The organism is Paenibacillus sp. FSL P4-0113 (genome assembly GCF_038009305.1).
Classification (GTDB): domain Bacteria; phylum Bacillota; class Bacilli; order Paenibacillales; family Paenibacillaceae; genus Paenibacillus; species Paenibacillus polymyxa_D.
In genome coordinates, this window is the sequence record NZ_JBBPAZ010000001.1 from 504126 (window position 1) to 527202 (window position 23077).

At 43.4% G+C, this 23077-nt stretch carries 14 protein-coding genes and 2 pseudogenes; 12 read left to right on the forward strand and 4 right to left on the reverse strand.

From position 1 onward, the window contains the following. Window positions 1–712: 712 nt before the first annotated feature. A complete protein-coding gene (locus MKX46_RS02035; protein WP_029518470.1) occupies window positions 713–2098 on the reverse strand; it encodes an MFS transporter in 1386 nt (461 codons plus the stop codon). Between the two features lie 110 nt (window positions 2099–2208). On the opposite strand from MKX46_RS02035, the gene MKX46_RS02040 reads away from it, so the two are divergent. Continuing rightward, window positions 2209–3096 (forward strand): LysR family transcriptional regulator, encoded by an 888-nt coding sequence (locus MKX46_RS02040; protein WP_029518469.1) that lies wholly within the window; start codon window positions 2209–2211, stop codon window positions 3094–3096. A 170-nt stretch (window positions 3097–3266) separates the two neighbouring features. Here MKX46_RS02040 and MKX46_RS02045 read toward each other — a convergent pair whose 3' ends face one another. Continuing rightward, on the reverse strand, window positions 3267–4109 hold the full coding sequence (locus tag MKX46_RS02045) for a helix-turn-helix transcriptional regulator (RefSeq protein ID WP_209950340.1): 843 nt from the start codon (window positions 4107–4109) through the stop codon (window positions 3267–3269). 149 nt (window positions 4110–4258) lie between these two features. Here MKX46_RS02045 and MKX46_RS02050 point away from each other — a divergent pair, with 149 nt between their 5' ends. Beyond that, window positions 4259–6319: a beta-galactosidase gene (locus MKX46_RS02050; protein ID WP_029518467.1), complete on the forward strand. Its 2061-nt coding sequence runs from the start codon at window positions 4259–4261 to the stop codon at window positions 6317–6319. A gap of 198 nt (window positions 6320–6517) precedes the next feature. Next, window positions 6518–7097, forward strand: a pseudogene (locus MKX46_RS02055) (glycoside hydrolase family 2 TIM barrel-domain containing protein); the annotation flags it as partial. 122 nt (window positions 7098–7219) lie between these two features. On the opposite strand, the gene MKX46_RS02060 reads toward MKX46_RS02055, so the two are convergent. After that, the gene (locus tag MKX46_RS02060; protein ID WP_029518466.1) at window positions 7220–7561 is read right to left on the reverse strand and encodes a winged helix-turn-helix transcriptional regulator; all 342 of its coding nucleotides are present in this window, start codon (window positions 7559–7561) and stop codon (window positions 7220–7222) included. 106 nt (window positions 7562–7667) lie between these two features. Between MKX46_RS02060 and MKX46_RS02065 the strand changes: the two genes are divergently transcribed. The 3 genes and pseudogenes from MKX46_RS02065 (at window position 7668) to MKX46_RS02080 (ending at window position 12226) form a co-directional block, all read left to right on the forward strand. Continuing rightward, the gene (locus tag MKX46_RS02065; protein ID WP_029518465.1) at window positions 7668–8582 is read left to right on the forward strand and encodes an arginase family protein; all 915 of its coding nucleotides are present in this window, start codon (window positions 7668–7670) and stop codon (window positions 8580–8582) included. A 911-nt stretch (window positions 8583–9493) separates the two neighbouring features. After that, window positions 9494–11888 (forward strand): annotated as a pseudogene (locus tag MKX46_RS02075) (cellulase family glycosylhydrolase). Between the two features lie 233 nt (window positions 11889–12121). Then, window positions 12122–12226: a DUF6254 family protein gene (locus MKX46_RS02080; protein WP_023988604.1), complete on the forward strand. Its 105-nt coding sequence runs from the start codon at window positions 12122–12124 to the stop codon at window positions 12224–12226. 459 nt (window positions 12227–12685) lie between these two features. On the opposite strand, the gene dapA is transcribed toward MKX46_RS02080, so the two are convergent. Then, a complete protein-coding gene (dapA, locus tag MKX46_RS02085; RefSeq protein WP_165150627.1) occupies window positions 12686–13567 on the reverse strand; it encodes a 4-hydroxy-tetrahydrodipicolinate synthase in 882 nt (293 codons plus the stop codon). Between the two features lie 114 nt (window positions 13568–13681). Here dapA and MKX46_RS02090 point away from each other — a divergent pair, with 114 nt between their 5' ends. The 6 genes from MKX46_RS02090 to MKX46_RS02115 all read left to right on the forward strand — a co-directional run bounded on the left by MKX46_RS02090 (window position 13682) and on the right by MKX46_RS02115 (window position 21052). Further along, a complete protein-coding gene (locus MKX46_RS02090; RefSeq protein WP_341070824.1) occupies window positions 13682–14554 on the forward strand; it encodes a LysR family transcriptional regulator in 873 nt (290 codons plus the stop codon). Window positions 14555–14934: 380 nt separating this feature from the next. After that, window positions 14935–15957, forward strand: coding sequence for an NADH:flavin oxidoreductase/NADH oxidase (locus MKX46_RS02095; protein ID WP_029518461.1), 1023 nt, complete (start codon window positions 14935–14937; stop codon window positions 15955–15957). 574 nt (window positions 15958–16531) lie between these two features. Next, on the forward strand, window positions 16532–16942 hold the full coding sequence (locus MKX46_RS02100) for a MarR family winged helix-turn-helix transcriptional regulator (RefSeq protein WP_069011340.1): 411 nt from the start codon (window positions 16532–16534) through the stop codon (window positions 16940–16942). A gap of 73 nt (window positions 16943–17015) precedes the next feature. After that, window positions 17016–18779: an ABC transporter ATP-binding protein gene (locus tag MKX46_RS02105; protein ID WP_039275165.1), complete on the forward strand. Its 1764-nt coding sequence runs from the start codon at window positions 17016–17018 to the stop codon at window positions 18777–18779. Next, window positions 18772–20622 (forward strand): ABC transporter ATP-binding protein, encoded by a 1851-nt coding sequence (locus MKX46_RS02110; protein ID WP_165150625.1) that lies wholly within the window; start codon window positions 18772–18774, stop codon window positions 20620–20622. Before MKX46_RS02105 ends, MKX46_RS02110 begins: the two co-directional genes overlap by 8 nt. 121 nt (window positions 20623–20743) lie before the next feature. After that, window positions 20744–21052, forward strand: coding sequence for a hypothetical protein (locus tag MKX46_RS02115; protein WP_039275163.1), 309 nt, complete (start codon window positions 20744–20746; stop codon window positions 21050–21052). Window positions 21053–23077: the final 2025 nt, after the last annotated feature.

The window sequence follows — 23077 nt, forward strand, 5'->3', positions numbered from 1 at the left end:
AGGGTCGACCTACCGCGCCATCGAGGCAAAAGTTAAGTCAAACCTTGATCAAGGTGGTCAGTGGATGATAGGCACTAGCCGCTTGCGCATTGTAGCCATCAAAGAAACTGAATAAGGAGATGAACTGCTTTGGAGTTTTCTACTTACTTAGTTACATATCTATGGCGACGCCTGACCGTTCATTACTGTCGAAGGACAACAACTATGTATAAAAAGTCGCCAAATTGGCGTTTTTTGTTGTAACCATCTTTAAGCCAAAAACATTAAATCAAACGTTGTATTGTCCGATAGAATACCAAGAAACGACTGATTCGTATCCAAGAAGTTAAAAGATTATAGTGATGTACTGTGATTAACTAATGTAAACGACGAATAAAATATCATTTAAATATGTGTTGAGGAAGTTTTCCTGTTTGATTGTCCAATTTTCAATCGAACAAAAAAGCTTCCTTTTTATTAAAATCCTGAAGCTACTAGAGTTTTCCCAGTATATCAAAAGCTGGGGAAATGTTATTCTTTCTTTCGGATTCTTCCCTTCTTCGATTTATGTGATGTACCTAGATTATCTAGTGTTTATTTATAAACTTTCTTTCCACCATCCTGCGTAAAGCCTTCCATTTTGAGGGGAGACACCATCTTTACGCCAGATAAATGACATTTGATTCATGATGATCCGTGCCACGCATTGGTTTGAGATATGAACTTGGTGAACCTATGACTCATGCAATTGCGCTGACTTCTGGTGCCGCCGACTTATGAATACCAAAGACAATGCAATTACCGTGAGGATAATCCCAAGCATTTGAAATCCCTTGAAGCTAAATGTACCTCCCATTACGATACCTATCAATAATGAAGAGATAATAGTTCCCAGATATCTTGATGTGCTAAATAATCCGGATGCTACACCGATTATTTCTTTTGGAGAACTTTGAAACAGGGCTGCTTGCATACCTACATTGTTCAAACCGTTGCTAATACCGAATGCAGCTAAAGCCAAACACACGCTGATAACCGGTGAATTTGGATTCAATGTCACCAGCCACACTGACCCCAATGTCATCAGAATTGCGGACACCAGCAATGCCGGTCTGGGTCCTGATTTATCGATCCATTGTCCTGCAATGGGAGAAGTAATTAGCGAGCACAAGCCTAAGCTTAGCATGAGAATGCCTGTTTGGAATTCGCTGACATGACGTACCATTTGCAAGTAGGACGGAAGCCCGAAAAAGAGCGAGTAATATAGTACGTTAACGAGCATGAATTCGACATTAATCCAAATCATCGCAGGGTAACTGGCGAATGTGCGTAAAGGAATGAAGGGTGATGTCGCTTTTAACTCATGTCGTACGAATGCCCCCAGCGCAACGAAGCCTATCAGCCCGACAATGACATTTCCTAATGAGATATGCCCAGATGATTTTGCCGAGAGTAACCCAACGAGCAGGGCAACCAGACCCAATGTGAAGAGCAGAATCCCTGTTGCATCAATCAAATCAAACCATTTACGAAAAGACATGTTGCGTGCTACGGATGTTGGCAGTTCGTCCTTAGGAATATTCCTCCAAGCCAATACAAAGCTGGCCACCACAAACGGAATATTGATGAAAAAGATAGCAGGCCAATTCCACCAATGAATCAACACCCCGCCAATAAAGGGGCCAATTGCTGCTGCTCCAGATAGGAATATGGACAAAACAGACAACGCAGTTGCTTGTTTCTCTGTAATATGAATTCGAACAATAGCCATTCCAACTCCAACCATCATGCTTGTTCCGATGGATTGCACAATGCGGAACATGATGAGCCACCCGAAATTTAGTGATAATGGAGCTAATAATGATGCAATGAAGGCTACAACAAGCCCGGTAAGGAATATCTTCCTACGACCAAATAAATCGCTGGCCTTACCCATGACAGGTTGAGCGATGCTACTTGCAATGTAGAAAGAAAAAATAATCCAGGAAACACCTGTAAAGTCAAGATGGAACACATTTTGTAGACTTGGAATAGCAACTGAAACCATCGAAGAATTTAATGGGTTCAATAGTATCCCTAGACCAACTGAAATCATTAACCACCAGCTGCGAACGCTCATTTCTGGTCCCCCCATAGCGAATTAATGTCATCGTACTTGAAATCGATTATTTATTCCAACGCATTTGATGTTATAATCTCATTGACTTGAGGGAATGAATGGAGGGCATAATGGAACTTCTTCAACTGCAATATTTTCTGACGGTAGCTCGTTTGGAACATGTGACCGAAGCTGCACGAAGTCTGCACGTTACTCAATCGTCGCTGAGCAAAACGATTCAACGCCTGGAGGAAGATCTGGGGGTTCCTCTATTCGATCGAACAGGGAGGAAACTGCGATTGAATGAGTTCGGAAGCAGATTCCTTCATCGAGCAGAGAGGGCTTTATTTGAATTGGAGCAGGGGAAGCAGGAGCTTAGTGATTTATCCAGCCCGGAACATGGCACTCTCGAATTGGCGGTGACCACCGCTAGCACATTACCCAATATCCTGCGAGAGTTTCGGAAAAAGCGACCCTATATTCAATTTCATGTGCAAATGCTGACTACGCAGGAAATGGTAACGCTTCTTCATAGAGGCGAGGTCGATTTTTGCTTGTCCTCACCTCCAATAGAGGGAGATGACATCGAATGCCAAATCGTGTTTATCGACCCAATCCTTGTAGCTGTTCCAAAGGGGCATCGGTTGGCAGATCGAAGCAGTGTAACGTTGAAAGATCTAAGGGATGAATGGTTTGTCGGTGTAAAGAGAGGCTACGGTACTCGCGATTTAGTGGACTCTGTATGCAAATCGGAAGGTTTCGTACCTAAATATGTGTATGAGGGGGATGAACCTGCAAGGCTTAGTACGCTTGTGGAAGCTGAAATTGGCATAGCCTTCATACCAAGCACGGCAAGGAATTCACGGGAACATCTTAAATATCTCCAAGTAGAAAATCACGAATTGGTACGGGAGATCGCTTTATTATGGCACAGAAGTCGGTATATTTCGCGGGCTGCTTTGGAATTCCGTGAGGTAGTTGTAGAATATTTCGGAGCGATATCCAAACAGACAATATAATCCCATAATATAAGCGAAATAAAAAATACATTAACAGAAGCGGTAGCGTAGGACATGTTAATCAAACGTCCTAAGCGGCCGCTTATTCTTTATTCAACTACAAAATTTGTGTTTTCGATTTGTACGCTGCCTACACACCTGCCTAGCTATTAAAGGAGTTCTTGCATTGACTAACCCATCCTTCTTAGCTGACGAAACTGCTCCGGTGTGATACCTGTTTGCTCCCGAAACCTCTTGATAAAATAGCTGCTTTGATGAAAACCAGATTCCAGTGCAATCTGCTTTACAGTGAGTGCCGTGGATACAAGGAGCTGTTTAGCCAGCGTTATTCGGCATTGGAGTAAATATTGAGCTGGGGTACTGCCCATGATCTGATGGAAGAGCCGGCTAAAATGAAAGGAGCTATAACCTGACGTCGCAGCCATTGTCTTCAAATCGAGCATGTTCTGACATTGCATACGAATATATTCCGCCGTATGACGAATCCTCTCATGGACGGTGCCGCCGGGAGAGGTCCCGAAAATTTGGTTGGAATGGTGGACGATCTCCAGAAGAATTTCATAAAGCAGGGAAGAGATCCGTACATCATAGTCGTGACGGTAAGCTTGGGCAAGTTGCAACATTTCTTCCATCAGCGGTTTTAAACGTTCTGGCCGGTGGAGCGAGAACAGATACGGTTCGTGCATGCTTCGGCCTTGTAATAGCGAATCTACATCTTGCCCGTCAAAATGAATCCATCGGACATCCCAGGGATCCTCGGGTTTAGTTCGATATTGCTGTGTCGTATGCTTGCCGAAAAGAAAGCCCATGCCAGGAGTAAGCTCGATTTCCTTCCCATCATGCACAATAGCGCCTTTGCCTGCAAAAATGATATGTAAATTGTATTCTATCAGTAATCCTGCATTCCTTCGCTCCCCATGATTGGGGAAATTCTTGTAATGCCCTAACGATTCGGGAAACAGTATACCTTTATTTAGAATGGGTGAAGGAAGATAACAATCTATTTTAATCATGTATCCATCTCCTTGAGTAAGTTAGCAAAAAAGTAATTCATTTAGCAAAATCGAGTTATTCTAATCCTTTTATTCCTATATTACAATAGATACAATTATAAGAGAATCACATTTTTGTACTATCACTTCTACTGAAGGAGAATTGGAGCATGCCGAAATCCTTATCTTTAGATCGCTTTCATTTGGGAGCTTGTTATTATCCTGAACACTGGGACGAATCGTTGTGGTCGGACGATCTCATAAGAATGAAGGAACTGGGCTTCAGCGTCATTCGGATTGGGGAATTTGCTTGGTCGATCTTCGAGCCGGAGGAAGGAAAGTTCGACTTCACGCTGTTTGACCGTTTCTTGGAGCAGGCAGACGCGATCGGGATTCAAGTGATCATGGGCACACCAACAGCTACGCCTCCGGCATGGCTTACTTATAAGTATCCAGAGGTGCTGAATGTGTCTATGGAGGGGGTCACGTTCCAACATGGTCAGCGTCGGCATTATAACTACAGTAGTCCCATTTATTTGGAGCTTTGCGCACGTATTACAAGAGAGATGGCACAACATTACAAAGATCATCCGGCCATCATGGGTTGGCAAATTGATAATGAGCTGAACTGCGAGATAAATGTTTTTTATGCCGAGGCAGATCATCAGGCCTTCCGATGCTGGCTAGAGGAAAAATACGGTACGTTGGAGCAACTCAATAAGACCTGGGGTACTGTATTCTGGAATCAAACTTATGACAGCTGGAAGCAGGTTCATCTAACTCGTCCAACCGTATCCGGGTCAACGAACCCTCATCAGTCTTTGGACGAGAAACGGTTTATATCCGATAACACCATTTCGTTTGCCAAACTACAAGTGGACATCCTTCGGTCAGTGGCGCCTAATCAGTGGGTGACAACCAACGGTGTATTCGGGCATTTGGATAGTCATAGGATGACGGATCAATTACTTGATTTTTTCTCGTACGATTCTTACCCTCAATTCAGTACCATTTATCCGGACCAAGGGGAGATGCCATTGCTGGATCGCAAGTGGGGGCTTTCTTTAAGTAACGTCAGAGGGATGTCACCAAATTTCTGCGTGATGGAGCAGCAATCCGGTCCGGGAGGATGGGTGAACAGGATGGAGATGCCATCCCCGCGTCCGGGGCAGATGCGATTGTGGACCTACCAAAGCATTGCTCACGGGGCAGACATGATTTTGTATTTCCGCTGGAGAACGGCAACGTTTGGTACAGAAATGTACTGGCATGGAATTAATGATTATCACAATCAGCCGAATCGTCGGGTCGCAGAAGCAGGCCGCGTCGGAAAGGAGCTGCAAAAGGTTGGAGGACGGATTCTTGGCAAACGCTACGTGGCAGAAGTTGCTCTACTTCGCGATTATGATAACGAGTGGGATGGCGAGTTGGATAAATGGTATGGTCCCTTGACAAAGCAAAGTGAGCTCGGCTGGTACAAGGCACTGCAGTATGGACATATACCTTCGGATATGGTTACAATCCGTCCGGGTATGGAATCAGAGCAGCTGCGGGAACTGGGAAATTACAAGGTGTTGGTATACACGCATCCGGCGATCCTAAGAGACAGTACAGCAGCTATGTTGCAGAAGTATGTAGAGGATGGGGGCATCCTGATCTTCGGTTGCCGCACCGGTTATAAGAACGAGTTTGGTCACTGCCGTATGCAGCTACTCCCAGGGCCTGCAGCCGAAATGAGTGGCGTTCATGTAGAGGACTTTACGATGGTAAATGGGACGGCATCACCTGTATCGGTGCGGTTTAAGGAACAAGCCCTTGATTTTTGGGCTCCAGACTTCAACGACATTTTGAATGTTCATGCTGATACGGTAGAAGTACTTGCAGAGTACGCATCAAGCTACTATGAAGGAAAACCGGCCTTGACCGTCAATCGTGTTGGCGAGGGACTGGTCTACTATTGGGGCGCAGCTTTTGACTTACCGATAGCGGCTGAGCTTCTAAGACAGCTGCCGGTGGCATCTCCGCTTGCGGGGTGGTGCCAAGCTCCTTCGACGGTAGAAGTTGCTATTCGTGCGGATGTACAAGAAGAGCTGGTATTTCTATTGAATTACAGCGGAGAAACGGCTCAGGTTAAACTGAGTGTGGAGACGGAAGATCTCCTTTCCGGTAGCAAGCTTACTGGTACCGTACCATTGGAACCGTATGGAGTATGGGTATTAAAGAAAGTTTAAAATAAAAAGAGCATCAGCCGCTGATCTTAATCCGAAGATCAGTGGCTTTTTATTGTATTAAGCAAGGGAATAACATGTTGTTTTTGTGTACAAGGTTCGGCTCAATAATCGCTGTCTTTCCTATGGGTTCTTGAACCAGAGAAATCGAACATGATCGGTATTTAATACAAAATTAATAATTTAATACAATATTATTGACGCTTTTTATATTGGTGTGATGTGAAAGGCATGCTCGTCTGGTCGGAAATGGCGTCGACCTTTGAGTTCAATGATCAGGCGGTTAGCCGCTTTACAAGGAATGGCTGGAAATCGTACCGCAGCAGTACAATCATCCAAGTATCATAACTTGGGCCCGTTCAATGAATCGTGTGGCATATCGACCATTGAACATGATGTAAGGCAGCAGTAGTTCACGCAAACCATTTATCATCTGACGAAGACTATTGATCCGTATCGTCCGGTGGTTACCAATGACGGATGGGAGCATAGGGTCTCGGATATTTTTAACTCTTCATGATTATGTGGAAACGGGCGAAGAGTTTTTGGGGCGATATCAGGAAAAGGAAAGCATCGTAAACAACATCATTTCCTTTATTCAGTCGAAGCTTCTATCGAACGTTTCCGTGCAATCACCGGAGCAATTAAAGCGACCCCCTATCTCTCGGGCTATTGCTATACACAGGTGACCGATGTACAGCAGGAAGTCAACGGGTTGTTGACGGAAGACCGAAAACCGAAGGTTCCGCTTGAAGTGATTCGGGAGATAAATCTGGCTTGAAGCGATAATTAAGATAATAGTATTTGCAGAACGGCTGTATGCTGTCTCTTCCGTTGGAGAATAAGGAATGCGGCATCTTCAGCATACTTTTCGCATATAGGCTTTTTAGTAGAAAACTGGATTTAACTATTTTGATTTTTTGTTCCCCACTCACATAACCCTTCCAAAACAGGTAATAGCGTTTCTGCTTTATCTGTGAGACTGTACTCGACTTTAGGAGGAATTTGCGGATATTCTTTTCGATTTACCAGACCATCCGCTTCCAATTCTTTTAGTTGTGAACTCAATGTTTTATAAGTAATAGCCCCTATCTGTCTTTTCAGATCATTAAAGCGAACGGTCCGGTTTTCGGCTAGGAGATAAATAATAACCATTTTCCATTTACCACCAATCAATGAAACTGTATAACCAAAAGGTGTATCTTGAATATTTTTAACTTTACCTTTAAATTCAGCCATACTCATGGTTACAATATCCTTTCGGGTAGTACCTATCAAAATAGTGCGTACTACGTTTTTATTTGTGTTCAGTTTATACTAACCTTACTTTTGAAGTAAAGGAGAGAATAACATGACTAAAAAAACAATACGCCTGTTAATGCCACAATGGCAAGGGGGAAACAATCCTAATTACTCTTTTGGAGCCGAACTGCTTGCTTGGCTAGCTCCGGATAATGATCAACCCCTTATTCATGTTCCAGTTCAAGCTTATGATGGAACTCCACTTGAAAACGAAAACGGTATGAATGGGAGAACACAGCTACTTGAACAATTAGAGGCTGCTCAGCATATCATTGATGCTCATAAGCCAGATCGCATTGTAATGTTTGGTGGTGACTGCTTAGTGGAACAAGCTCCATTTGCCTATTTAAACGAACGATATGGTGGGGAATTAGGTTTAATTTGGATCGATGCTCACAGTGATTTAGTTAGATATGTAGGCTATGATAACGGACATACATTACCGCTCGGAAATCTGTTGGGAGAAGGAGATGAGGAATTCGCAAAGCATGTGAAAATCCCTCTAAAACCAGAAAATGTTTTTATCGCAGGATTAGCAACTCCTACAGAGCAAGAAATAGAAGTGATTTCAGAAGCGTTTCAAAGACTAGGTATAGCACCAACAGAACCAGATACAGAAGTGATTCAAAGACTAGGGATTAGAACTGCAGAAGCCCAAGAGTTAACAAACAGTACTGAATCTATAAAAGAGTGGATTAAAGAAAGTGGCATTAAGCATCTGGCTATTCACCTTGATTTAGATGTGCTTGACCCAAAAACATTTCGTTCTTTAATATTCGCCAACCCTGAAGCACCTTATAATTATTCTCCTGCGGGAACAATGCAAATGCCCCAACTACTTAATCTGATTAGAGAACTATCTGAAGAAACAGATGTAGTTGGCTTAGGTATAACGGAGCATATGCCGTGGGATTCTATTAATTTAAAAAATCTGCTTGGAGAGATACCTATATTAAATAACTAAGTTCATACACGGATTATAAGAGAACAATGATCTGCTTACAGTTTGTCTGGTTCTACTCCGCTTGTACTTTTCGGAAGCTGCACATTAGGCGAATATCCCCTATAATGGATCTTAAAACTAATTACAGACGTCTTATTATGTAAAAGTACGTTGAAATCGGTTACCCAATATATGAAGAAATGCCTGTTTATCCAGGATTGCCAGAAGTGAGGTTAGAGCCTAGAGAGCGTTTGGACAAAGGGGATGACTGGAATGGAGTGTGTTAAGTATAGGCTATTTTGTTCACTATGGCTTGGTTAACATCATCAGCACTGCAAGGAGAGACAACAATATATACGCATAAGAAGTCGCCATTTTGGCGGCTTTTTTGTTTTGGATAAAATTTATAGTAAGCCTTCAAAGGTGCCTATAATCTTTATAATGATGGTTTGACACTGAATTAGTGGGAAATGTGGGAAGGCGGTTCACTTGCTTCATTTGCTGAATAATTGATCATTAGCTCATAGTCTCTTTAAAAAACGTTTCTTTTAGGGAGTTACAATAACAGCTATTAAATAATTTGCATGATTCAGGCGCATTGTTATGAGTTTTTCAAATAGATTTTAAAACTTTTTATTAATCAAGGAATAGTGCTGGAGGACAAAAATATATATGCTTTAGGTCGCTTTGATGAATTTTATCTCTGGAGGACGATATAGAAAATCAATCGAAGCGAAATAAGTGATGTAACTCTAAATGAAAGCGGTTAAAGGAGGAGCCTTTATTAAGCCTTTGGGATGAAGATTTGAATAGAAAACTATGAAGGGAGGGTCGACCTAGAAAAGACAATTTAGGTAAATTAGTGAACTTCAAGATGAATAATACAGGACTAATCAAGCAGTTGTTTATTTATATGAATTGGAGGTTTTGAGATGAAAAAAACCATAACATGTTTGATTTTGTTTGGTCTGCTTATTAGTCTGTTGCCGATCAAAAATGTGAGCGCTTCCGAAAGCCTTGTTCTCACCAAATCGGCAACTGCAAGCTCCGTCGAAGATTCGAGTAAGGCGGCTGATTTTGCGATTGACGGGAATTCGCTAACTAGATGGTCTTCACAATATTCAGATCCACAGTGGATAAGTGTAGATCTCGGCAATACTACCGAAATCAATGGGGTTACGCTTAACTGGGAAGCGGCTTATGCGAAGTCCTTCCAAGTTCAAACATCAACGGATAATGATCATTGGGCTACCGTCTATTCCACTACGACTGGAGAGGGAGGAATCGAGAAGATATCTTTCGAAGCAACAAACGCAAGGTATGTAAGAATGAACGGCATCGAAAGGGCTACTGGCTACGGATATTCCCCTCTGGGAATTCGAAGTGCATTCAGCCGACGAACCGGGGGATAACACACCTCCAACAGCGCCCTCCGGCCTGACTAGTTCCTCTATATCTGATACGACGGTAAGCTTAGAGTGGACGGAATCTACAGACAATGTAGGGGTTGCCGAATACGACATCTACAACGGATCAAACCTCATAGGCTCCAGTGCGTCTACGTCCTTTATCGTTACCGGCTTAACAGCTAACATGGCGTACAGCTTTTATGTGAAAGCCAGAGATGCTGCTGGGAACGCGTCGGCTGCAAGCAATGTGATTGATGTGAACACTAGCGCATCCGACACAAGTATTGTTTCAGGTGAAATTTATAAACTAACAGCACAACATAGCGGAAAAAACCTAGAGGTAGCAGGAAACTCCACTGCCGATGGAGCCAAGGTGCAGCAGTGGACGGACAGCGGCAGACCCCAGCAGAAATGGAAAGTGATCGACGTTGGCGATGGATACTATAAACTGATTGTGCAATCCAGCGGTAAAGCATTAACAGTAGCTGGAGGTTCTCTCGAAGATGGTGCTAATGTGCAGCAATGGACAGACAACGACTTATCTAATCAAAAGTGGAAGATTATTAGCGTCGGCGGCGGATATTATAAGTTGCTCGTTAAATCTAGCGGTAAAGCGCTGGATGTAATCGGGGGTTATACTAATGATGGGGCAAATGTACAGCAATGGGTGGATAACGGAAATGATCAGCAGAAATGGAAGTTTACGCTTGTCGAATCCACCGCTGATACGACAGCACCAACGGCACCAGCGAACCTGAAAAGCTTTTCCAAAACAAACACTTCGGTAAGTCTTATATGGGATGCTTCAACAGACGATGTAGGGGTTACCAGCTACGATGTGTATAATGGAACAACATTAGTCGATTCAACCGACACGACAAGTTATACGGTGACAGGACTTACCGCCAATACAACGTATAGCTTCACAGTAAAAGCCAGGGATACGGCAGGGAATGTTTCAACAACAAGCAATATCACAAATGTGACGACAAATGCTACCTCTGAGAATACAGGCTTTTATATTAACGGAACAACGCTGTACGATGCCAACGGAAATCCGTTCGTAATGAGAGGAATCAATCACGCTTATACATGGTATAAGGGTCAAGAGTCAGCAGCGATCCCTGCCATTGCGAGAACGGGAGCGAACACCATCAGAATCGTACTGTCGGATGGTCAGCAATGGACAAAAGACAATCTGTCTGAGCTACAGAATTTAATCACTTTATCAGAGCAAAACAAATTGGTTGTTGTCCTTGAAGTACATGATGGTACAGGGTCTGATAGCGCTACTGTATTGAATAATATTGCGAATTACTGGATTGAAATGAAAGGTGCACTCATTGGAAAAGAAAGCACCGTTATCCTCAATATTGCGAACGAATGGTATGGAACATGGGATGGCGGAGGCTGGGCGCAAGGCTATAAGTCTGTTATACCCAAGCTTAGAAATGCCGGCATCAAAAACACAATCATGGTTGACGGAGCAGGATGGGGACAGTATCCGCAATCTATTTTTGACTACGGAACAGAAGTCTTTAATGCAGATCCGCTAAAAAATACGATGTTCTCTATTCATATGTATGAATATGCCGGTGGAAATGCTGCTACAGTAAAAAGCAACATGGAGAATGTACTGAATAAAAACCTGGCTTTTGTGATTGGCGAATTCGGCATCAAGCATACGAGTGGTGATGTTGATGAGGCTACCATTATGAGTTACGCTGAGCAAAAGGGGGTAGGTTATCTAGCATGGTCTTGGAAAGGAAACAGCGCGGGTCTCGATTATTTGGATATGGCTACTGACTGGGAAGGAACAAGTTTTACGGAACAAGGTCGTATTATTATTGAAGGTCCCAATGGTATTAGGGCGACATCGAAATTAAGCACAGTTTATAGTGGTTCAGCCGACAAATAGCCTTCTACCGCTCCTTCCAATCTTGCGGGCGCAGTTATATGTACTAAATCCCTTATCGGCCGATTCCACATGCAGCTACATTTCTCGCTTCCAAGAAGGCTAGTTGGCTTATCCAGATTACACCCTGAGTTATTCCAAAAACCAACGAATTTAGTTTTATGAATGAACAGAGCTGAGAAATGACAACTTAAGAAAGTAGTATACATCACAATTTCCAAAGGAGGATATCTGCTATGGCTCACCAGAAGAAAAGGAAAGAAGCAGCCTGGAAGTCACGAAAGCAAGAACAGCATCCCCATGGTAAAGTCAAATCGCTCAAGGAGTTGTCCAGCGAATAGGATTGAGGAGTATACTGCGTAAAAGAGAAGAGCTGTCGATGAAATTCATCGGCAGCTTCTTTTTGCAATAATTTCGCTTACACAAAGAATTCCCTTAATGCTGCAACTCGATTTACTAGCAACCATCCAGCTATTGCTTGTAAGCTTTTCAGATTGAGGGACTTGCAAAAAATGTATCTTGATGACAGACAGTTAGGGTTGGGTGGGGATCAAGCAACGCAATGATCTTTCGGACATTTTAAGCTCGATAGAAGACATGTCTTCATACATCAAATTGCTATGTGCTACATTCATCTTCACCAATTTTAGACCAGTAACTTATAGTGTTCTAGTATAGAAGGTATCTTCTTAAATTCGTTTTTCAGAAGGGTGCCTGTTCCGGCTAAAAATTGAAGCATCTCCTGACTAGGAGATGCTTCTTCTACGTTATGATTGGGTAGTCTGAGATAAGCTGATTTATCAGGATACGATTGAATTCAGGAGACCTTGCTTCACCTGATCCGACAGTGGCATAAGTGGCAGGCGCAATTGCTCGGCAGCAATAATCTCTTGCTGGGTAAGCCACCACTTGATCGCGGCCGGGGCTGGCTCTGCAAATACATGCTGGATCAGCGGTTCCAGTAGCTTAAAACTGTCTCGCGACCCGTTCATGTCGCCAGCTGCAAAACGTTGGTACGTATCCACATACTTCTGGATATTGAGATGAGCGGATGCAAGCATACCGCCGGCAGCTCCCTGACATAGCATGGCATGGAAATAGGCATCCTCTCCGCAGAGGACAGGCTTGGTCTCGTACTGGGTCAATTTTAAGAGCAGATCAAGACCGCCCGTGCTGTCCTTGAGCCCAATTACGCCATCCAGGTCCAGCACCTTGCGTATGGTATCTATTGTCATGCGACTGCCCGTGCGAACCGGAATCTCATATACAAGCACAGGCAGGCCTACACGAGATACGACACGGAAATGCTCCAAGATCCCTTCCTGCGTCGGTCGGTTGTAATACGGAGTGACCACCATGGCTGCATCCGCTCCTAATTCAGCCGCCATTTCCGTCCGATGCACCGTTGAATAGGTATCGTTCGTTCCCGTGCCAATGACGATCGGAATGGTTTTGTTCATGCTCTTCAGAACATCCTGCGTCACCTGTACCATTTGCTTCACTTCATCCCAGGATACGGTTGGCGACTCTCCTGTCGTACCGTTAACAACCAGTCCCTGAATGTCATGACCTGCAAGATAGGTAACATACTTCCGGTACGAATTGATGTCCAACTTATAGTCACGCGTAAAAGGTGTAATCAGCGGTATGAAAATCCCATGAATATGTTGTTCGTTCATCATCATCATCAGTTATCCCTTCCCGTTGAATTAAATCTAATGTAACATAGGAGACAGCATCGGAGTTATCTATAATAAGCGATGATTCTAATCAAAATTTTTGATGGGGTGGCCAGAATGGATTTCATTTATCTTCAGACATTTCGGGAAGTTGCTATTCGTGAAAGCTTTACGAGAGCAGCAGAAGTGCTCGGTTACGCACAATCCAGCGTCACGACCCAGATTCAGAAGCTGGAGAAAACGTATCAAGTCAAATTGTTCGAACGCTACAGCAACAACAAGATTCGTCTTACCTCTGCCGGGGAAGAACTGTTCAAGCTTGCTGGACAAATGCTGGAGCTTTTCGAGCAATCGAAAGAAAAATTGGCCAAGCAGGGCGGCGGCTCTATGACGATCGGTACTATGGATTCCATCGCTTCGTATTTTCTGCCGCCGTTTATGCAGGCGACTCGCAAAGAATACCCTGATCTGAACATACGATTGCATACGGATCGCGAAGAGATGATTTTGCACCAGGTCAGGGAAGGGGAGGCCGATGTTGGACTGATCCTCGCGGACGATTCAAGCAATCCGGCCTTGCAGTGGATTACGATTCGAGAAGAACCGCTTGTGCTGATTGTCCATCCCAACCATCCGCTTATCGCTAAAGAGCGAATCGGCCTGGATGATCTGGTGAATGCGGAGTGGATTATGCCCGAGCATACGTGCAACTACAGACAACTGCTGGAGAGAGTGCTTCGAGCAAATGGAATCACCTATCGCGTAAGCCTAGAGCTGGGTAATCCGGAAGCGATCAAACGGAGCATCAAGACTGGAGAGGGTATATCCATTCTACCTCTAATGGCTGCGCTGGAGGAGATTGAACGGGAAGAGCTGAAGGTGTTACCCTTTGAGCATGCCGAGTTCAAGCTGGAAATTCAGCTTGTTCTTCATCCCAAGAAGTGGGTGTCCAACGCATTGAGCTTTTTTATGGAGAGCATGAGAATGTAGATTTTCCTCCACATCAAAAATTAATATACAGTACGAGCGCTTCCTAGTGGAAACCAGAAGCGCTCACAGTTTATTCAAATCATCCACGTATTTTTTTGAAAAATAAGCAATCAAAATGTGCATTAATTAATTTGAAAAGCGGGATCACTATGAAGAATAGCGTATGGCTCCGATGACTACGTGGTCAGGCAATGCCGGTTTTGCGATATAGACGAAGAAGTAGCTTACTATAACAAACGAGTAAATGACGTAATCTTACTTTGAAGAGTCTGAAATCATGCTTAGAGTTGACAAATGAAACAAACATGTTAGTATATATGCGTGTGCATGCATTTTGTTGTTGTATTTCCTAATATAACTCAGAGAGGAGTCTTTCTCACATGAAAGATTTATTTAGTCCCTATACAATTAAAGGTTTGGAATTGAAAAATCGCGTAGTTATGCCTCCAATGTGCCAATACTCGGTTGACCAAAAGGACGGGGTTGCCACAGATTGGCATTATATGCACTACGTTAGCCGTGCAGTAGGCGGAGCTGGTTTTATCATAATTGAAATGACAGATGTAGAGCCGGATGGTCGTATCTCCGATTTTGATCTTGGTTTATGGTCAGATGAGCAGATTCCTGCTCTCAAACGGATTGTAGATGCTTGTCATAGCTACGGTGCCAAAGTGGGAATCCAGATCGCGCATGCCGGACGCAAGGCGGAAGATGCTGAAGTTCCTGTAGCACCATCTGCTATTGCATTTGATGAAAATTCAAAACAACCTCGCGCGCTTACAACAGAAGAGGTTAAAGGCCTGGTTGAGAAATTTCGTGCTGCTGTAGCTCGCGCTGTCAAGGCTGGATTCGACAGCATTGAAATTCATGGTGCACATGGCTATTTGATTCATCAATTTCATTCGCCGCTTACGAACAAACGGGAAGATGAATATGGTAAAGAACTTACCCTTTTTGGTCGGGAAATCATCCAGGCAGCGAAGGGTGAAATGCCAGAAGATATGCCGCTCTTGATGCGTATTTCTGCCAAAGAATACGTAGAAGGTGGATATGGTATTAAGGAAACCATTGCTTTTGCCAAGGAATATCAAAAGGCAGGAGTAGATATGTTTGATATTTCATCTGGTGGTGAGGGACCTATAGCTGCATGGGGCAGACCAGGAACTCACGCAGCGTATCAAGTCCCCTTAGCAAAAGAGATCAAAGAAGCTTTGGATATTCCGGTGATGGCCGTTGGAAGACTAGAAGATCCAATATTGGCGAATGCAGTTATCGGAAATGAAGAGGCCGATCTGGTTGCTGTGGGTAGAGGGATGTTGAGAAATCCTTATTGGTCACTGGAAGCCGCATCAAAATTGAAAAAAGAAACTGCAATCCCTACACAGTATACTACAGGGTTCTAAGACTGAGCTCTTGCTAATCATAATTGGCCTGTCAAAGTTAAAATGGTGGTGAACCGCTAGCTATATTTGACCAGGAAAAGATTTTAAGACCGAATGCAACGATAAAAGACTTTGAAATGGAAATGGTCGATTAAGCGAAAAAAGTACGTCCTTTAGACCTTTTGTAAAGTACTCTATCAAGGTACTCTACAGAAGGTCTAATTCAATGAACTATGCGACCACAGAGAGCATGTCAGAGGAAGATACATAAGATGAGATTCGGTTTTAGCTCTTAGGTGTTGTGATATGTGGCACTATAAGATGGTTATTCATACCATGGACGTTACAATGCAATGTAGCTTCCAATGTTAGAAGTGAAGGTTGGTAAAAGCCTTGCAAACCACTCCTCGAGTTTTTGGCATTTCCATTGAACTTTTTGTGTGGAAAATTTGGTGAAAATACAAGCTGGTTACGGAGGATTTTTTGTATTCCATATTTTCTCTAATTGACTTTGTAACCCAACATTATTATTATCTTATACTATAAGATTAATTATCTCATACTATAAGGTATTAGCGAGAAGGTGTTGTGACCATTGGATTATAAAGCATTAGCGACAGAACTATTCGAGTATATCGTCAAATCGCGGAAACCAGCATTAGAGGAACGAGGGCACTTCTCACGTGGCGAAATGGGGATTCTCATTTGTCTGAATTTCAATAAGGACGGGGTTACCTCTGGCCACTTGAGCGAATACTTGTCCGTCAGTACGGGACGAGTAGCAACGGCACTGAAGAGCCTTGAGAAGAAAGGACTAGTTGTACGGCGTACTGATGTCAATGACAAACGTAAGGTGATTGTATTCATTACGGATTCAGGTAAGCAATTTATGATTGATAGGCATAAGGAAGGAATCACATGGACCGAGAATGTTCTTCGAAAGTTAGACGAACAGGATGCCAAAGAACTGATCCGGCTCATTAAGCTTATTGTCTCTAGAAGCTGAATTTCTATGCAGACGCAGGAGCACCATACTTCACCAGACATCAAAGACTATCAGATAAAAGGAGAGCAACGGAATGCTAAAGATATTCAAATATCTCAAAAAAAATGAATGGATGCTCGTGCTTTGCAGCCTGGCTTTCATCGTTGTGCAGGTATGGCTTGATCTGAAGCTACCTGATTATATGGCGGAAATTACGACCAAGCTGCAAACAGAAGGAACACCTATGTCCGAACTGCTGATTCCCGGCAGTTACATGTTGTTTTGTGCCGTCGGCAGTATGATTGCATCTATTATTGTCGGCTATTTTGCGGCAAAGGTCGCGGCAGGGCTGGCCATGCGTCTGCGTGCGATGGTCTTTGACAAGGCCTTATCTTTTTCCATGGAAGAGATGAACAACTTTTCAACAGCCAGCCTTATCACCCGCTCCACGAACGATGTTACCCAAATTCAAACGGTGGTTGCGCTGGGGCTGCAGGTGATCATCAAGGCGCCGATTCTGGCCGTGTGGGCCATTGCAAAAATTGCGGATAAAAACTGGCAGTGGACCGCCTCTACAGGAGTGGCTGTGGCTGTCCTGATCCTGATGCTGAGTGTCATTGTTATTTTCGCTCTTCCGAGTTTCCAAAAAATCCAACGTCTCACCGATAATCTGAACAGAGTAACACGTGAGCATCTGACCGGGCTTCGGGTGGTGCGCGCTTATAATGCAGATCAGTATCAGGAGGAGAAGTTCGGGCAGGCTAATGCCGAATTGACGAATACAAACCTGTTTGCGAACCGGTTAATGGCAATGGTTGGCCCGGGTATGACCTTTATTATGTCGGGTCTGAGTGTCTCGATCTATTGGGTTGGCACTTACCTGATTAACGGAGCGGCCGTGCCGGACCGCATTACGCTATTCTCTAATATGGTCGTATTCTCCTCTTATGCGGTGCAGGTGGTCATGGCCTTTATGATGGTAAGTATGATTTTCTTCCTGATGCCTCGAGCTTCGATTTCTGCCAAACGGATCATGGAGGTTTTGAATACCGAATCCAGTATCGTTAACGGGCATGAGACGACTGGAGAAGAAAGCGTTATGGGGCAAGTGGAATTCCGTAATGTCAGCTTCAAATATCCGGACGCGGAGGAGGCCGTGCTTCGCAATATTAGCTTTACGGCGAAACGAGGCGAGACGGTTGCCTTTATTGGCGCTACAGGCAGCGGCAAAACCAGCGTGATCAATCTAATTCCCCGCTTCTATGATGTGACCGAGGGAGAGGTACTCGTGGACGGTGTGAATGTCAGGAACTATAATCAGCAGGCACTCCATAACAAAATCGGATATGTTCCCCAGAGAGCTGTACTGTTCAACGGTACGGTGGTATCCAACGTTTCGTATGGTGTTAACGGAAGAGCAGGAGCTTCAGAGAAACTCGTCAAAGAAGCCGTTGGTATTGCTCAAGGAACGGAGTTTGTTGAAAAAATGGATGGTCAGTATCAGGGTAGAATTTCGCAAGGTGGAGCGAACGTGTCGGGTGGTCAAAAGCAACGGCTGTCGATTGCGCGTGCCATCTACCGACAGCCGGAAATTTATATTTTCGATGATTCCTTCTCGGCACTAGATTACAGAACAGATCGGATTCTGCGCTCCGCTCTCAAAAAAGAAACCGGCCACGCTACGACACTTATTGTTGGTCAGCGCATAGGCACTATCAAAGACGCTGACCGAATTATCGTGCTGGACCAGGGGGAGATTGTAGGGAGTGGCACGCATGAAGAGCTGATGACGAACTGCAGCACCTATCAGGAGATCGCATATTCGCAGCTTTCGAAGGAGGAACTCATACATGGATAAGAATGAACACACCGTCGACAGCCAGCAAATGAAAATGAATCAGCCAGGTCCCATGGGCAAAGGTCCCGCGGGGGGCAGGGGTGGTGGTGAAAAAGCAAATAATTTTAAAAAGACCATCAGCCAGCTTGCATCCTACAGCAAGGCCTATGTGCCTATGATTATACTCGCTATGGTACTGGCCCTGGTCGGCTCTACCCTCAACGTGATTGGCCCAGATAAGCTCAGTGATATTGCCAACCTGATTCAGGAAGGAATCGTAACCGGGATTGATGTAAGTGCTGTTCAGAAGATTGTTTTTGTATTAGCGCTTTTATATGGATTTGGTCTTATTTTTAACTATTTTCAGGGCTTCATTACAGCAACCGTCTCACAGCGTCTTACAAAGAAGATGCGAACAGAGCTGTCTCGAAAAATCGATCATATGCCTTTGAAGTATTTTGACTCTACGAGTTACGGTAATGTGCTTAGCCGCGTAACCAACGATGTCGATACCATCGGACAAACGCTAAACAACAGTCTCGGCACGCTTGTTAGTGCGCTGGCCACTTTCGTGGGAGCCTTGATTATGATGCTTTATACGAACTGGATCATGACCGTTACCGGAATTGTAGCTACGCTGATCGGCTTTAGCCTGATGAGCGTGATTATGAAGCATTCACAGAAATACTTTGTAGCACAGCAAGCGGAGCTTGGCCAGATCAACGGTCATATCGAAGAAACCTATGCTGGTCATAACGTAGTCAAGGTCTATAACGGGGAACAAGCAGCCAAGGAGGTGTTTCATGGCATTAACAGCCGCTTATATACAAATGCATGGAAGTCCCAGTTCATGTCTGGTCTGATGATGCCAGTCATGATGTTCATTGGAAATTTTGGTTATGTCGCGGTCTGTGTTGTGGGAGCTTTGCTGGTCAACCAACAGACTATAACCATCGGAACTATTGTCGCCTTCATGGTGTATATTCGTCTATTTACACAGCCCTTGTCACAGTTGGCGCAGGCAGCAACCAATTTGCAATCGGCTGCTGCTGCCAGTGAACGTGTATTCGAATTTTTGGGTGAAGAAGAATTGGCGGATGAAAGTGACAAGACTATGAAGCTGGATAACGCCAAAGGGGATGTTGAATTCAAACATGTTCGTTTCGGTTATAACGAAGACCATATGATTATCAAAGACTTCTCTATGAAAGCTGAAGCTGGTCAGAAAGTCGCCATTGTCGGTCCGACAGGCGCTGGTAAGACCACGCTCGTGAATTTACTCATGCGGTTTTATGAGCTGAACGATGGAGAAATCTACATTGACGGAACCCCGATCAGCCAATTAACGCGTGAGAATATTCATGAATTATTCTGTATGGTGCTTCAGGATACCTGGCTGTTCGAAGGAACGATTCGTGACAATATCGTCTTTTCCAAAGATCATGTTACTGATGAGCAGGTAGAAGCTGCATGTAGAGCGGTGGGACTGCACAGTTTCATTAAAACACTGCCGCAGGGATATGATACAGTTCTGGATGACAAAGCCAATCTCTCTGCGGGTCAAAAGCAATTGATTACCATTGCAAGGGCGATGATTGAAGATTCACCTATGCTCATTCTGGATGAGGCCACAAGCTCGGTCGATACGCGTACGGAATTGCTGATTCAACAAGCGATGGATCAGCTGACTGTGGGGAAAACCTCCTTTGTGATTGCTCACCGACTTTCGACGATCAAGAATGCGGATCTGATTCTGGTCATGAAGGACGGTGACATTATCGAAATGGGTAACCATGAGGAATTGCTAGCAAAAGGCGGCTTCTATGCCGATCTATACAACAGTCAGTTTGAACATGCGTCCTAAAAAGTAACTGCTTGAAAGTATAATGAATATCCATATAGTTCCAACTTAATTAACATCATCATGTGGACATTATAAGGTATAAGAGCCAGAATTTCTTAATCATAATTGTGGAGGCAGATCAATGAACCAGCGTTTTCGAATCACCCGTTCCATGCAGGAAAATCCTGTGGAGCAATCCATTTCCCTGGAGGAGTGCAAAGATTACTTTGCATCCCAGCCAGACTTTTCGTATTCACGGGAGCTTATCATACAAGGTGCTGAGAGCACCATGTCGATCGAGGGAGATTTTTTCATGTGGAAGTATGCTGACGTAGAAATACCTTTTCGTCATTACATGGGGGATGTGTACGTGGCTATTTCCAATGAGGCTGTCGTGCCTAAGATGATTGAAATTGCAACAGATTTACAAGCAGATGTAGTGGATGGGTGAAGAACGATTCTTATTGCAGCAAAGTAGGCGTAGAAGCCAAGCTCTGATTATCCGGTTCAGTTCTCGCACCAGTTTGAATCGGTTAATGTGGACAGCCGCGGGAATCCCTTGTCATCTAAAAGACGCGATATACGATTGTTTGTCTGGATATCTGGTGAGTGGTTGCAAAGGATTTGTTCCATGTCTGATCACAGGGCAGAAGCTCAATCGGTTGTGATGCGCTCGGCAACAAAAACGATTCGATTCGTACACAGTATACATCACACAACAAATGTTTCTGGTACGTTCGCTGTGGCAGTATTCACTTCATTCTTAAGGGTCAAGTCGCCAAAACATAAAAATAGCAAGTCTCTTGCAACATGGAGACTTGCTATTTTTATGTTTTCGGTTCATTGAATTTTGCGAAAAAAATAGTTCCATAGTTATGATTTTTCTAAAAATTTATACTTTTAAAGGAAGATCAAAACGTTTCTATTAAATAAAAAGCAAAGTTTCTAGCTAAAATTAGAGAAAAATTTAATCTGAAATAAAATTTCAGAAGAAAATTAAAGAAAATTTTGCATGTGAATTAGTTCAAAAGAGCTATGAAAAGTCACTATCTATTTAAAAAATGAAGAGTTATTAATTTTGAATCACTTCTGCTTGATGTGAATAAATTCCATTATATAGGTGATTAAAGAATATTGCTGAAAAAGTTGAAATTTGTCGGATGATGTCAGAATTGATTTGTTACATTTGTGTTAATGATGTGTAACGTAAAATTTGTTTTGATACAAGGGTTTTGGACTTTTTTGCAAGTCTACGTCATTTTGATTTTATCAATTTATAAAATCAAAAATTTTGTCTTGAATCACGTTAACGGGTCATGATCGGTATTCAATTTAATAAAAAAGTGAAATTCTTGTATTTGAAGATATAAAAATAATAGAATAATATGGGTTATTTATGGATTTCATGAAATCTATCAATTTGGAACTTTTGTCCCATGCTAATCGGTTTTAAAGTTTGTATATTTAAAATAGCTAGAAAGTATTGGGAGGAAAAAAGGGATATAAGGATTTATTGTGAAATTTTGGGCAATAAGAGGATTTGAGAAATTTATATGGCGACTCCGATCATGTCTTAGTTTTTAAAAATCGTGATCTATCTGACTGAGAAGATCCAGTTATTTTCGCCCGATATGAGGACTTTGCTTAATGGCTTGCAGAACATAGAAGTTGTTCAACAGAAGCTCCATGGACATCAAGCAGGACAACATGCCCTCACTGCTTCCCGAAATGGCTTCATAAGTACATAAGCTGTTCTCTTTTTTAGACAATGTATGGGGGCACTGATTGTAATTGAAACAGCATGGCAGTTGTATAGGCCAAACTGTAAGAGTCCCTGTCCATAGCATCATATCCAGTAAATCCGTCCCACATCTCCCGTATTGCAAAAGACAACTTCATTATTTTTAAGGTATGTGAAACGTATCCTTAGCAGCATGGGAACCCCGTTGGCCCGTCCGATGACCATCATTTTTCATCCATGTACAAAATCAGGAAGTCATAAGCGCAGTCGTGAATCACGCTCCTAACCACGCTGCAGCAGCTCATGTATCTCACAGCATCGATACCCTCCAGCCAAGATTCGACAGCACACATCATGATACACTACGTTGTTAATATTGTGGCAACCATTCTACAACCCACCACCAAGATGTACTCTCAGCATAATTCAAAAATATTCTCATTCCATGCACATTTTCATACATCCAGAGTCAGAGTTATTTGCTATGTCCGCACAACTAAAAAAGCTTGCACTGCGAAAGTGTGAGCGATGAAAAAGAAGATGCGCTTGTTTCGATTCAAATTCAGCTCTTTGAAGGCACCCATATCTCAATGGTATATCAGGAGTGATCGCTTTTGCCGACTACCATTGGCAATTTAATGCCGGAGAAAAGACACGCATGACTAGTTCCTTGACAAGGGCGGTCATTTATGAGGAGTTACTTTACCCCTATCTATTTCGCGAGGAGAGATACGT

Bases quoted from the DNA above. Each gene is read 5' to 3' on its own strand.
- MKX46_RS02035 (WP_029518470.1), bottom strand. From the start codon at position 2,098: ATGAGCGTTCGCAGCTGGTGGTTAATGATTTCAGTTGGTCTAGGGATA.
- MKX46_RS02040 (WP_029518469.1), top strand. From the start codon at position 2,209: ATGGAACTTCTTCAACTGCAATATTTTCTGACGGTAGCTCGTTTGGAA.
- MKX46_RS02045 (WP_209950340.1), bottom strand. From the start codon at position 4,109: ATGATTAAAATAGATTGTTATCTTCCTTCACCCATTCTAAATAAAGGT.
- MKX46_RS02050 (WP_029518467.1), top strand. From the start codon at position 4,259: ATGCCGAAATCCTTATCTTTAGATCGCTTTCATTTGGGAGCTTGTTAT.
- MKX46_RS02060 (WP_029518466.1), bottom strand. From the start codon at position 7,561: ATGAGTATGGCTGAATTTAAAGGTAAAGTTAAAAATATTCAAGATACA.
- MKX46_RS02065 (WP_029518465.1), top strand. From the start codon at position 7,668: ATGACTAAAAAAACAATACGCCTGTTAATGCCACAATGGCAAGGGGGA.
- MKX46_RS02080 (WP_023988604.1), top strand. From the start codon at position 12,122: ATGGCTCACCAGAAGAAAAGGAAAGAAGCAGCCTGGAAGTCACGAAAG.
- dapA (WP_165150627.1), bottom strand. From the start codon at position 13,567: ATGATGAACGAACAACATATTCATGGGATTTTCATACCGCTGATTACA.
- MKX46_RS02090 (WP_341070824.1), top strand. From the start codon at position 13,682: ATGGATTTCATTTATCTTCAGACATTTCGGGAAGTTGCTATTCGTGAA.
- MKX46_RS02095 (WP_029518461.1), top strand. From the start codon at position 14,935: ATGAAAGATTTATTTAGTCCCTATACAATTAAAGGTTTGGAATTGAAA.
- MKX46_RS02105 (WP_039275165.1), top strand. From the start codon at position 17,016: ATGCTAAAGATATTCAAATATCTCAAAAAAAATGAATGGATGCTCGTG.
- MKX46_RS02110 (WP_165150625.1), top strand. From the start codon at position 18,772: ATGGATAAGAATGAACACACCGTCGACAGCCAGCAAATGAAAATGAAT.
- MKX46_RS02115 (WP_039275163.1), top strand. From the start codon at position 20,744: ATGAACCAGCGTTTTCGAATCACCCGTTCCATGCAGGAAAATCCTGTG.